The 11,874-nt window shown below is 62.2% G+C and carries 9 protein-coding genes; 6 read left to right on the top strand and 3 right to left on the bottom strand.

Translation table 11 applies throughout. The annotated features are described in order from the left end of the window. Position 1 precedes the first annotated feature (1 nt). The 5 genes from bcsD to G473_RS0108225 all read left to right on the top strand — a co-directional run bounded on the left by bcsD (position 2) and on the right by G473_RS0108225 (position 4,930). Complete coding sequence (bcsD, locus tag G473_RS29140) at positions 2-535, top strand: cellulose biosynthesis protein BcsD (RefSeq protein WP_051330031.1); 534 nt, start codon at positions 2-4, stop codon at positions 533-535. A 59-nt stretch (positions 536-594) separates the two neighbouring features. Further along, the gene (locus G473_RS25815) at positions 595-1,218 is read left to right on the top strand and encodes a photosystem reaction center subunit H (protein ID WP_084437775.1); all 624 of its coding nucleotides are present in this window, start codon (positions 595-597) and stop codon (positions 1,216-1,218) included. A gap of 120 nt (positions 1,219-1,338) precedes the next feature. Then, on the top strand, positions 1,339-2,490 hold the full coding sequence (locus G473_RS0108235) for a PepSY-associated TM helix domain-containing protein (protein WP_029012708.1): 1,152 nt from the start codon (positions 1,339-1,341) through the stop codon (positions 2,488-2,490). After that, a complete protein-coding gene (locus G473_RS0108230) occupies positions 2,487-2,681 on the top strand; it encodes a hypothetical protein (protein WP_029012707.1) in 195 nt (64 codons plus the stop codon). Before G473_RS0108235 ends, G473_RS0108230 begins: the two co-directional genes overlap by 4 nt. A gap of 89 nt (positions 2,682-2,770) precedes the next feature. Then, complete coding sequence (locus G473_RS0108225) at positions 2,771-4,930, top strand: TonB-dependent receptor (protein ID WP_029012706.1); 2,160 nt, start codon at positions 2,771-2,773, stop codon at positions 4,928-4,930. 110 nt (positions 4,931-5,040) lie between these two features. Here G473_RS0108225 and G473_RS0108220 read toward each other — a convergent pair whose 3' ends face one another. From G473_RS0108220 to G473_RS25810, 3 genes are all read right to left on the bottom strand, one after another. Beyond that, positions 5,041-5,427 carry a DUF779 domain-containing protein gene (locus tag G473_RS0108220; RefSeq protein ID WP_029012705.1) on the bottom strand — a complete coding sequence of 129 codons (387 nt, stop codon included), beginning with the start codon at positions 5,425-5,427 and terminating at the stop codon, positions 5,041-5,043. Between the two features lie 253 nt (positions 5,428-5,680). Then, on the bottom strand, positions 5,681-7,201 hold the full coding sequence (adh, locus tag G473_RS0108215) for an aldehyde dehydrogenase (RefSeq protein WP_029012704.1): 1,521 nt from the start codon (positions 7,199-7,201) through the stop codon (positions 5,681-5,683). Between the two features lie 163 nt (positions 7,202-7,364). Then, entirely contained in the window at positions 7,365-9,980 is a 2,616-nt protein-coding gene (locus G473_RS25810) for a cation:proton antiporter (protein WP_051330030.1), read from the bottom strand. A 434-nt stretch (positions 9,981-10,414) separates the two neighbouring features. Between G473_RS25810 and adhP the strand changes: the two genes are divergently transcribed. Next, complete coding sequence (adhP, locus tag G473_RS0108200; protein ID WP_051330029.1) at positions 10,415-11,440, top strand: alcohol dehydrogenase AdhP; 1,026 nt, start codon at positions 10,415-10,417, stop codon at positions 11,438-11,440. The last annotated feature ends 434 nt before the right edge of the window (positions 11,441-11,874 follow it).

Below are 11,874 nucleotides of genomic sequence, written 5' to 3'. Positions count from 1 at the left end.
CATGTTCACCATGACGGATCGGCATGCCCCGGTATCGCGCGCAGAGGGGCGCCATGGCGACGGGCGAAGCCATGCACTGGACCGCGACTATGCACAGCGCCAATCCTGCGCCCTGCAATGGCGCACCTTCCTGGCCCTGCTGACGGGGGAGCTGGAAGCACGGGTCGACCAGCGCACGGCGGAGAATTTCTACCGCCAGATTGGCACGCGGATGGCCGAGGCCATGCCGCTGCCGGTCTGCAACAGCCTGACCGACCTGCATCTGGCCGTCGCCGCCATGTGGGAGCGGCTGGACTGGGGCTGGGTGGAATTCGCCGATGAAGGCAAGGCCCTGCGCATCACCCATGGCGCCTATCCGGTCGCCATGCTGCCCGACGCACCGGCGACAACGCCGGGCTGGCTGGGGCTGGTGCTGGAAGGGGTCTATTCAAGCTGGCTGGCCCAGCTTGGCGGCACCGGTCTGGTGGCGCGGTGCCGCGATCTGGCCGTTGAGCCCGGACAGCCTTTCATCTTCGACGTGCGTGGCGGTTTCTGAGCGGGCGAACCATCTGACGGTCCCGGCGTTACCCATGGGGCGGCGCCGGATATCGTTTCATGCGCCTGCCATCACAGCAGGGGCGCGTGAAGATGGATATTGGGTCGATAGCCGGGTGGGTCGCACCGATTGCCACCATGCTGGCCGCGATGATGACAGCCGCCAATCTGGGGGCCCGCGTCACGGGCTGGGGTTTTGTCGTCTTCTCCATCGGGTCTGTCGCCTGGACAATCGTCGCCCTGGCGACTGACCAGTCCAACCTGCTCTGGACCAATGGTTTCCTCACCCTGGTGAACATGGTCGGCATCTGGCGCTGGCTGGGCCGGCAGGCCCGGTATGAGGAGGGCGGCCACGCCGCCAAGACCAAAAGCGCCCGCGAACCGGTCCCCACCCTCTATCCGATGGGGGCCCTCGCCGGTGCCACCATCACCGATCCGAATGGGGAGACCGTGGGCACCATTGTGGAAGGCATGATGCGCTGCACCGATTCTGGCCTTGCCTATCTGGTGGTCAGCGAAGGCGGCATCGGTGGCCTGGGGGAAAGGCTCCACGCCATAAAGCCTGCGGAACTGCGATTCACGGCGGACGGGGTGACCAGCCTTATCCCCGCGAACAGCCTGCGCACCCGCCCTACCCTGGCGCGAAAAGACTGGCCGGCAACCGTGCAACAGCAGCAGCCATAACGCAGGCAGACCTTCATTCGGGTCAAAAATTTTCGATAATGGGCCATCCCTTGCCGCCCCTTATTGCGCTGCCCATAATTCTGATAATGATTTGCAAATCATTATACCATTGGGCAGTTGATGACCTCGCACACCATCCGCGTCTGGTTCCTGGTCCATAAATGGACCAGCCTGATCTGCACGGCCTTCCTGCTGATGCTCTGCATCACGGGTCTGCCGCTGATCTTCCATGACGAGATTGAGGAACTGACCGAGGAAAAGCAGGTTCTGGCGCAAACAGACGCCCCGCTGAAATCCCTGGACGAGATCATGGCCATCGCGCTGGCCTCGCGTCCGGGTGAAGTCGGGCTTTACATGAGCTGGGATGAGGATCGGCCGGTGGTCAATGTCACCACCGCCCCGCGCCCGGATGCACCCGGCAAGGACATGACGCTGCGTGCCTTCGATCAGCGCACCGGGGAACTGGTGGGCGTGATTGAGGAGGATGGCTTCCTGCATTTCCTGCTTCAGCTTCACACCGACATGTTCCTGGGCCTGCCGGGCATGCTGTTCCTGGGCGTGATGGGCATCCTGTTCTTCGCCGCCATCGTATCAGGCGTCGTGCTTTACGCCCCCTTCATGCGCAAGCTGCCCTTCGGCACGGTGCGCACCAGCCGCAGCAAGCGCCTGAAATGGCTGGATTATCATAATCTTCTGGGCATCGTGACGCTGGCATGGGCCAGCGTGGTTGGCCTGACCGGGGTGTTGAACGCCTTCGACACGCCGATCCTGGCCGTGTGGCAGCGTGATCAGCTTGCCGAACTGACGACCACTTATGATAGCCAGTCTGAAGCGGTGACCAGCAATCTTGCTTCCCTGCAAGGTGCCGTGGATGCCGCCAAGGCCGCGATGCCGGACAGCCGACCGCAATTCGTCGCCTTTCCCGGCACCCCCTATTCCACGCGCCATCATTACGGCGTGTTCCTGCAAGGGGCCACGCCCCTGACCAAGGAGCTTCTGACCCCGGCTTTGGTGGATGCGCGGACGGGTGAATTGACGGCAGCGCGGCCCATGCCCTGGTACATGAAGGCGCTCATGCTCTCCCGCCCGCTGCATTTCGGCGATTATGGCGGGCTGCCGTTGAAGATCCTGTGGGCGGCACTGACCCTGTTCACCATCATCGTGCTGGGCAGTGGCCTTTATCTCTGGCTCGGCAAGCGGGTCCCCAGCGTGGACGCGCGGGTGCGGGAAGTGGAGGCCGGTGGCGTCGTGACAGCGGGGGCAGCGGAATGAGCCGGAAAGTCAAAAGCGGTGGCCAGTCTCTCGGCGCCATCTTCCTCGCGCCCATCCTGATTGCAGCTGTCAGCATCATCGGCCTGATCGCCGCCCTGGTCGGCAATGGCGCCTATGATCTGGTGTCCTGGGTCACCCTGGCCATCCCCGTGCTGGCGGTGGGCTGGGCGCTGCGGTCACGCCGATCATGAAGAATTCGTCCTAACGATGATCGCCAATGAGAGGCGATTGCGCTTTCAACCAAACTTGAGATGAAGCGGCCTTGCGGCCGGAGGGAAACATGAAGTCCACACGTTTGATTGCCGCCGGCGTTTCCGCCGCAGCCCTGCTGGCTTTGTCGGGTGCGCCGGTGCAGGCGCAATCCAGCAGCGGCGATATTTCCGAGATCATTGTCACTGCCAAGCGGTCAAACCAGACCCAGGTGATCCGCGGCGGTAATCTCGGCGCGCTGGGCGACAAGCTGGCGGCGGACGTGCCCTTCGCCATCAAGTCCTACGGCTCCGCCCTGATCTTGAACCAGCAGCCGCAGACGCTGGGTCAGGTGCTGGAGAATGATCCCTCGATCCGCACCGGCTATGCCTATGGCAATGCGGCGGAACTGTTCATCGTGCGCGGCTTCCCGCTGTTTGGCGACGATATCGCCATTGATGGCATGTATGGCCTCACCCCCCGTCAGTTGGTGGCGCCGGAGCTTTATGATCAGGTGCAGGTGCTGAATGGTGCCAGCGCTTTCCTGAACGGTGCCGCCCCCGGCGGGTCCGGCATTGGCGGTGGCGTCAACCTGATGCCCAAGCGCGCCGGCGACCAGCCGCTGACCCGGGCGACACTGAATTTCACCGGCAAGGAACATTTCGGCGGCAGCTTCGACGTGTCCCGCCGCTTTGGTGATGAAGGCCAGTTCGGCGTGCGCATCAATGGCGCCGGCCGCCGGGGCGATGCCGCCATCGACAATGAATATCGCAACACCTATGTGCTGGGCCTGGGCCTGGACTGGACCGGCGAACGCGCCCGCCTGTCAGCCGATATCGCCTATCAGCGCATGCATGTCGACCAGTTGCGTCCCAAGGTGACGCTGGCCACCACCAGCATCCCCCGCGCCCCCAAGGCCGATCATAATTATGGCCAGTCCTGGAATTACACCACCCTGCGCGACGTGTTCGGCAAGATCCGGGGTGAGTATGACCTGACCGAGAATATCACCGTCTTCGGTGCGGTCGGCGCCCGCGACGGGTCGGAAAAGGGTGTCTATGACAGCATCACCCTGCTTGATGTGGTGACGGGTGCCGCCAGGGGCAGCGGTTCCTACATCCCGCGCACCGACAATAACGAGGCAGCCCAGGCCGGTGTCCGGATGAAGCTGGCCACGGGTGCCTTGAGCCATGAGGTCAATGGTGGCGTGTCCGGCGTCTGGCAGGTCAACCGCAACGCCTATGATTTCTTCACCAGCTACGACACCAATCTCTACACGACGCCTGCGGTGGTGCAGCCCGGTTCCGCCTTTGCCGGCGGCGATCTGGACGATCCGTTCGCCCTGTCGCGCACCCGCCTTTACAGCGCCTATGTCTCCGACACGATCGGCGCCTTTGATGACCGTGTGCTGCTCACCGTTGGCGTGCGCCATCAGGTGATCAGGGTGCGCAGCTATTCCTACGCCGATGGCAGCTTCACCGGCGAATATGATGAGAGCGCCAACAGCCCCGTCTTCGGTGTGGTGGTGAAGCCGGTCGAGGGCCTGTCCCTCTATGCCAACCGCATCCAGGGTCTGGCCCAGGGGCCGACGGCGCCGGTCGATTCCCGTCTGGTCAATTCCGGCGAAGTGTTCGCACCGTACAAATCCACCCAGTATGAAATTGGCGCGAAATATGATTTCGGTGCGCTGACCGCCTCGCTGGCCCTGTACCAGACCAAGCAGCCCAGCGCCTTCACCCGCCCGGTCGATGCTGCCAATCCGGCAGGCTCTCTGGTCTTCGCCCTGGACGGGGAACAGCGTAACCGGGGCATCGAGTTCAGCCTGGATGGCGAGGTGACGGAGGGTCTGCGCCTGATCGGTGGCGCCACCATCAGCGAGGCGAAGTTCCGCAAGACGGCCAGCGGCGTGAATGAAGGCAATGACGCCATCGGCGTGCCGGATTATACCGCCAACGCCAATGTCGAATGGGACCTGCCCTTCCTGCCGGATGTCACCCTGACCGGCCGTGTCGTGCGCACGGGCGAGCAGAAGGTGAACGCAACCAACACGCTGGAAATCCCGGCCTGGACCCGCTTCGACCTGGGCGTGCGCTATGTCACGCTGTTGAACGAGCGGGCGATGACCCTGCGCTTCAATGTCGATAATGTCGCCAACAAGCGCTACTGGGCCTCGTCCTACGACGCTTTCAGCACCACGCTGCTGCAAGGCACACCGCGCACCTTCAAACTGTCGACCACCATCGACTTCTGATCGACGCCCGAGATGTAAGAAGTGCGGGCCTGGCGTTTTGTGGGACATGCAGCCCCGCAAAGCGCCAGGCCCAGGTAGCCGCTTGTCCCTTCCCTTCTCCCGGGGAAGGTTCAGACGGCGTCGCCGCGCGGGGGAGGTCCGGCGGCGGCCAGCGCCTCCGCCTCCTCATCGCTGAAGACACGGGAGCGGGTGAGGAAGCGCATCCCTTCGGGCGCTTCCAGGGAGAAGCCCGCCCCCCGACCAGGCACGGCATCGATGATCAGTTGCGTGTGCTGCCAATAGTCAAACTGCGCCGCCCCGATATAGACGGGGCAGCCTTTGATATGACCCAGCAGCACATCCTGCGCCCCCACCTTGAATTCCCCCGCCGGATAGCACATCGGTGCCGACCCGTCGCAGCAACCGCCGGACTGGTGGAACATCAACGCGCCATGCATTTCGATCAGCCGGTCGATCAAACCATCGGCTGCCGGTGTGGAAAGAACGCGGGGGACCATGGAGGAACCTTTGAGGATGGGGGCGCAATTTCCGGTATTCACGCTATGGCAACAGGCGCTGATTGATCCGTTCGCTCAACAATGCCTTCCCCGCGCAAGCGGGGGTCCAGGGGCCGCAAGAACCAGAACCTGCGGCCCTTTGCCCCTGGACCCCCGCTTGCGCGGGGGAAGCAGCGTAGGTGCTTGAGAAAAATCCGGACTTTTGCGTGAACGACGGCGCTAACCTTCCGTTGAGCTCTGGCAAGCCCCGCCGTCAGAAAAAGCCCAGCGCCTTCGGGCTGTAGCTGACCAGCAGGTTCTTGGTCTGCTGGTAATGGTCCAGCATCATCTTGTGGTTCTCCCGTCCGATGCCGGATTGCTTGTAGCCGCCAAAGGCGGCATGGGCCGGGTAGAGGTGGTAGCAGTTGGTCCAGACCCGACCGGCCTGGATATTACGCCCGAACCGGTAGGCGCGGGCACCGTCCCGGGTCCAGACCCCCGCGCCCAGCCCGTAGAGCGTGTCATTGGCGATGGAGAGCGCCTCCTCCTCGCCGCTGAATTTCGTCACCGCCAGGACGGGGCCGAAAATCTCCTCCTGGAAGACGCGCATCTTGTTATGGCCTTCCAGGATCGTGGGGGTGACATAGAAGCCGCTGGAAAGCTCACCCCCCAGATCGGCACGGCCACCGCCGGTCAGCACCTTGGCCCCCTCCCCCTTGCCGATATCGATATAGGAGAGGATTTTTTCCAACTGGTCATTGCTGGCCTGGGCACCAATCATCGTGGCCGGGTCAAGTGGGCTGCCCTGCTGGATCTTTTTCACCCGCGCGATGGCCTTTTCCATGAAACGGTCATAGATGCGCTCATCCACCAGGGCGCGGCTGGGACAGGTGCAGACCTCCCCCTGGTTCAGCCCGAACATGGCGAAACCTTCCAGCGCCTTGTCCAGGAAATCATCATCTTCCGCCATCACATCAGCGAAGAAGATGTTGGGGGATTTGCCGCCCAGTTCCAGCGTCACCGGGATCAGGTTTTCCGACGCGTACTGCATGATCAGCCGGCCGGTGGTGGTTTCCCCGGTAAAGGCGATCTTGGCGATACGCTTGTTGCTGGCCAGCGGCTTGCCCGCTTCCACGCCAAAGCCATTGACGACATTCAGTACGCCCGGCGGCAACAGGTCGCCGATAATGTCCATCAGCACCATGATGCCCATCGGCGTCTGTTCCGCCGGCTTCAGCACCACGCAATTGCCGGCTGCCAGGGCGGGCGCCAGCTTCCAGGCCGCCATCAGGATGGGGAAGTTCCAGGGGATGATCTGGCCGACCACGCCCAGCGGCTCATGGAAATGATAGGCGACAGTATCATGGTCGATCTCCGCCAAGCTGCCTTCCTGCGCGCGCGCGCAGGCAGCGAAATAGCGGAAATGGTCGATGGCGAGCGGGATGTCCGCCGCTGTCGTCTCCCGGATCGGTTTGCCATTATCGATGGTTTCCACCATCGCCAGCAGATCCAGCCGCTCTTCCATCCGGTCGGCAATACGGTTCAGGATCGTGGCGCGCTCGGCCACCGGGGTGCGGCCCCATTTCTCCCGCGCCTTGTGGGCAGCATCCAGCGCCAGTTCGATATCCTCGGCGGTGGAACGGGCGACCTTGCACACCACCCCGCCGGTGACGGGGGAGATATTATCAAAATAGCGGCCCTTCACCGGGCCGACCCATTCACCACCAATGAAATTGTCATAGGTGGCGCGGATGGCGATGCTGGATTTCAGCTTATCCAATGCCTGATGCAGCACGGCAATTCCTCCCATTGATCTTATGGGGTCATGCCTCTGGCACGACTGGCGCCAGAGCAACCCGTCTTGTGGGGGATAGCTTGGCCCTTGTTCGCGCACAGGTAAAGGACGCCTTAGGTCGTGGGTGTAACCCTTCCGGACGAGCGGCGCCCCCTAGACAGGGTCACTCCCCCGCCCGGCGTGGCGGGGGCAACAGGATCACATTATCCGGCGCTTCCAGCACCGGGGGGACCGGTTCCGTCTCATCCGCAAGCGCCGGAATATCGGCAACTGGCGGCGATACCGGGTCGGCGGCTGGGGCCGCGTTCATCTTCTCCCGCGCTTCGGCGATGGCGCTGATCTTAGCCTTCATCTCCACATTGGCATCCAGCGTGGCATGGAAGGCCGTGGCTCCCAGTTCCAGCAGATGGCAATGGGTCAGGGCCACAACGTCCGCGTTACGCCGCTGCCGGGTCAACAGCCCCATTTCCCCGAAGAAGTCGCCACGACCCAGGCGGATGCGCCGCTTATCCAGCAGGATTTCCACGGCCCCCGACGCAATGAAGAACATGCTGTCGGCCCGGGCGCCCTTGATGATCAGCTTCTCGCCCGGCGGGGCAAAGCGGGGCCGCAGCAGCTTGGCCATCTTGTCCAGTTCCGCCTCCGACAGGGTGGAGAACATGGGGAATTGCTGCAGCAGGGTGCGGCGGTCCAGGCGCAGATCCAGCTTGGGCCGGCGCATGGCCCCTTCCTGTTCCTCCTGCAAGCCCTGGCGCAGATTATGGAACAGTTCCGACCCGATCAGCCCGTCATCCAGCAGGGTGCGATATTCCATCTCCTCCAGCCGCAACGCATATTGGCGCAGGAAGCGCCGCTCCAAAGCTGCGGCATAGTCGGGATATTGCAGATGCTGGGCATCCAGTGCCCTGCTGGTCGCCTCGATCCGGTTATCCAGCATCTCCCGCAAGATGGCGGTCATGCGGGGCCCCAGCACGGGCAACAGCTTTGCGGTGGCGAAGCGGCGCAAATCCTCCAGCACAATCCGGCTGACCAGCAGCGTCTCAAACCGGTCGGCCAGCTTTTGCGCCAGCATGGATTCCAGTCGGAAGCGCCGGTGCAACGTCACCGACAATCGCAGCGATTTGTCAAATTCCAGCCAGGTACGGGCCGCCTTATTATATTCGCTGCGGCCCTGGCGTGCGGCTTCAACGATCTGGTCAGCCTGCTGGAGCATGGATTCCAGCACCTGGGGCGAGGCGGTCTTGCGGCGGAAATGTTCCAGCAGCACATCCCGCTCCCGGCCGGCCAGCGCTACCAGACCGATATTCAGCCGGTCGCGCTCGGCAATCCCTTCATCGGCGGTCTGGGCGGATGCGACCAGGGCGATACGATCCTCATAGGGGCGCATCGTGGCGGCCAGCGTCTCGTCCGACAGGTGGTAATCCTGGGCGCGGCTCACCACCTCGTCCCGGACGGAAACAAGGGAGATGGCCAGCACCCGGTTGCGCAGCGCAATATCCACCGGGCTGAGCTGGTCCAGCTTCAAAAGCCGCATGACGGGACGCAGCGTCGTGCCATTCACCAATAGCGTGAACAGCACATAACCGGTAGCCAGGATGGCGATGAAACGCTGGATTTCCGGCGCCACCGCGCGGTTTTCCGTAATGGACAAGGCCAGCGCCAGGGTGACCGCACCACGCAAGCCCCCCCAGAGGATCACCATCTTATAAGGTGTGGAGATGCGCTGGCCGATCCGCAGCAGGGACAGGAAGGGCAGCAGGCCGAACAGAACGGCCGCGCGCGCGACCAGACAGGCCACCACAACGACCAGCACCAGACCGATATCGGACAGATTGATCCCGGTCACCAGCTTGGGCACCAGCATGGCCGCCAGGATGAAGATCAGCGAACTGGCCCAGAAGCCAAGCTGCTCCCATACCTCTTCCAGGAAGCGCCAGTTTTCCGGCGAAACACGGGACCGGGCCAGCGAGCCCATGACCAGACCGCCCGCCACCACAGCCACCACCCCCGATACGGCAAGATAACGTTCGCAGAGGACGAAAGTGATGTAGGGCAAGGCCAGGGTCAGCGTCACCTCCGCCGCGCGCAGATCACGCACCAGCGGCAGAAGGCTGACAAACAGGCGGGCAATGACGGCGCCGGCCAGGATGCCGCCGCCAAAACTGCGCACGAATCCCAGAAGGGTGGAGCCCAGAGCAGGGTCGCGTTCCGACGTGACGAACGCCATCAGGGCCGCAAACATGGCGATGGCGGTCGCGTCATTCAGCAGGCTTTCGCCTTCCACCAGCCGGGACAATCGGGGCGGGGCCCCCAGGTCACGGAAGATAGCGACCACGGCTGCCGGGTCCGTGGTGGCGACAATTGCCCCCAGCATCAGGCAGGCTGCCAGCGGCACGCTGACAAAAGGCTCCAGCGCCAGCCCGACCACAGCCGTTGTGACCACAACCGCCACCACGGCCATCACCAGGATCGGCGCGGCATCATCGCGCAATCGGCGCACATCCAGCGTCATGGATGCCTGAAACAACAGGATGGGCAGGAAACCGAAGATGAAAAGCTGCGACGTGATGGGGAAATCGAGAATAAGCTCAGCCGGATAATTGAACAGGTCCGTGATGTTGGTATTCAGCAGGAAGGACGAAACGCCACCGATCAGAATGCCAACCAGGGCCAGGATCACCGTCTGTGAAAGGCGCAGCCACCGCGCAACCGGCTGTACCAGACTGATGACGGCCAGCAAAAAGGCCAAAATCACCAGAATGGACGGTAAATCCGACATCGAAGTTCCTATCCCCTTTTATGCGGCTGCTTTCCTTAACGCTTGGCATCCGCTTTTCGTCGCGCTGTTCATGATAAAGATATCAGGTTGCATCCAGGTGCATTTAAGGCAAAGCAGGCGCGAAAGGTGACATAAAGGTGGTGGCACCATCGGTCAGGCGGGTTTTGGCTTGCGGAAATGAGAATGATTATTAATACTAATCCCTCCATTAAGCCCTGGATATCGCGATGACCACACACCCAGATCCGGCCACCCTGCCCTTCATGCTCACCGCCATGGGCTCGTTGCTGGGGCTGGCGCTGGTTGCCTTTCTTTCCTCCCCTGGCCTGTGATCTTAACAAGATCAATCTGGCCTAATTGCGCTGGATCAAGGCCCCAGTCCCCAAGGCATGGTTCATTCCCGGCACGTTTCCCAATGGAGAGGAGTGCCAGCCATGCTGCCGCAGAAGATGAAGGCCGCTGTCGTCCATGCCTATGGCAAGCCGCTGTCGCTGGAAGAGGTAACGCTGCCCCGTCCTGGTCGTGGCCAGATCCTGGTGAAGATTGCCGCGTCCGGCGTCTGCCATACCGATCTGCACGCGGCCGATGGTGACTGGCCGGTGAAGCCGCCGCTGCCTTTCATTCCCGGCCATGAAGGGGTGGGTACCGTCGCAGCGGTCGGCGAAGGTGTGACCCAGGTGCGCGAAGGCGACCGGGTGGGCGTGCCCTGGCTCTATACCGCCTGCGGTCACTGCGAACATTGCATGACGGGCTGGGAAACGCTGTGCGAATCCCAGCAGAATACCGGTTACTCGGTCAATGGTGGTTATGCAGAATATGTGCTGGCCGATCCGAACTTTGTCGGCCATCTGCCCAAGGATGTTTCCTTCACCGACATCGCGCCGATCCTGTGCGCCGGCGTCACGGTCTATAAGGGGTTGAAGGAAACAGAAGCCCGGCCCGGCCAGTGGGTGGCCATCAGCGGTATTGGCGGGTTGGGCCATGTGGCCGTGCAATATGCCAAGGCCATGGGGCTGCATGTCGCCGCCATTGATGTTGCCGACAGCAAGCTGGATCTCGCCCGCAGCCTGGGGGCCGACCTGACCATCAATGCCACCCAGGTGAACCCGGTGGAAGAAATCCGCCGCACCATCGGCGGCGCCCATGGCGTGCTGGTCACGGCCGTCAGCCAATCCGCTTTCGGTCAAGCCATCGGCATGGCGCGGCGCCATGGCACGGTGTCGCTGGTTGGCCTGCCGCCGGGCAATTTCCCGGTGCCGATCTTCGACGTGGTGCTGAACCGTATCACCATCCGCGGCTCCATCGTCGGCACCCGCGCCGATCTGGCGGAAGCCCTGATGTTTGCCGGCGAAGGCAAGGTTAAGGCCACGGTCGCCGTTGAAGGTCTGGACGATATCAACGGCGTGCTGAACCGCCTGCGCGAGGGACAGATCGACGGGCGCGTGGTGGTAACGCCCTGACACCTGCTTTTAATTAACTCTTAGAAAAGGCGGACAGCGTCAGCGCTATCCGCCTTTTTTGTTATCAACAAATATAGATCACTCAATAAAAGCAGTTTTGTTGTCGAAATATCCTTTTTGGTTAATTATTTTGATAAATGCAAGCAGCAGGTATGCCCCATAGGAAGGCGGCAGCGCCGGAACCCTTGAAAAATATTCATTGCAGAGAATATTCAATGGAGGGAATATGTCGGTCCAATCGAAGGAATTCCGCCTGAGGGCGTTTTTGCAGCGATTGGACGAAGCGCCAGCCGTAAGCACCGATCATGCGGCGCTTACACTGATCGCAGAGACATTGAACGCGGTGGAGGATGTGCATTCAGGGCTGCCTTATCATCCGGATATGTGGCCCGCTGACGGCAGAATGTATCCACCGCAACCCGACAGTGAGCGGA

This window comes from Niveispirillum irakense DSM 11586 (genome assembly GCF_000429645.1).
GTDB classification, from domain to species: Bacteria; Pseudomonadota; Alphaproteobacteria; order Azospirillales; family Azospirillaceae; genus Niveispirillum; species Niveispirillum irakense.
The sequence above is the reverse complement of the archived record's forward strand: the minus strand, read 5'-3'. Positions and strand labels throughout refer to the sequence as shown.

Bases quoted from the DNA above. Each gene is read 5' to 3' on its own strand.
- G473_RS0108225 (WP_029012706.1), top strand. From the start codon at position 2,771: ATGAAGTCCACACGTTTGATTGCCGCCGGCGTTTCCGCCGCAGCCCTG.
- G473_RS0108220 (WP_029012705.1), bottom strand. From the start codon at position 5,427: ATGGTCCCCCGCGTTCTTTCCACACCGGCAGCCGATGGTTTGATCGAC.
- G473_RS25815 (WP_084437775.1), top strand. From the start codon at position 595: ATGCGCCTGCCATCACAGCAGGGGCGCGTGAAGATGGATATTGGGTCG.
- G473_RS25810 (WP_051330030.1), bottom strand. From the start codon at position 9,980: ATGTCGGATTTACCGTCCATTCTGGTGATTTTGGCCTTTTTGCTGGCC.
- G473_RS0108235 (WP_029012708.1), top strand. From the start codon at position 1,339: ATGACCTCGCACACCATCCGCGTCTGGTTCCTGGTCCATAAATGGACC.
- adhP (WP_051330029.1), top strand. From the start codon at position 10,415: ATGCTGCCGCAGAAGATGAAGGCCGCTGTCGTCCATGCCTATGGCAAG.
- bcsD (WP_051330031.1), top strand. From the start codon at position 2: ATGTTCACCATGACGGATCGGCATGCCCCGGTATCGCGCGCAGAGGGG.
- G473_RS0108230 (WP_029012707.1), top strand. From the start codon at position 2,487: ATGAGCCGGAAAGTCAAAAGCGGTGGCCAGTCTCTCGGCGCCATCTTC.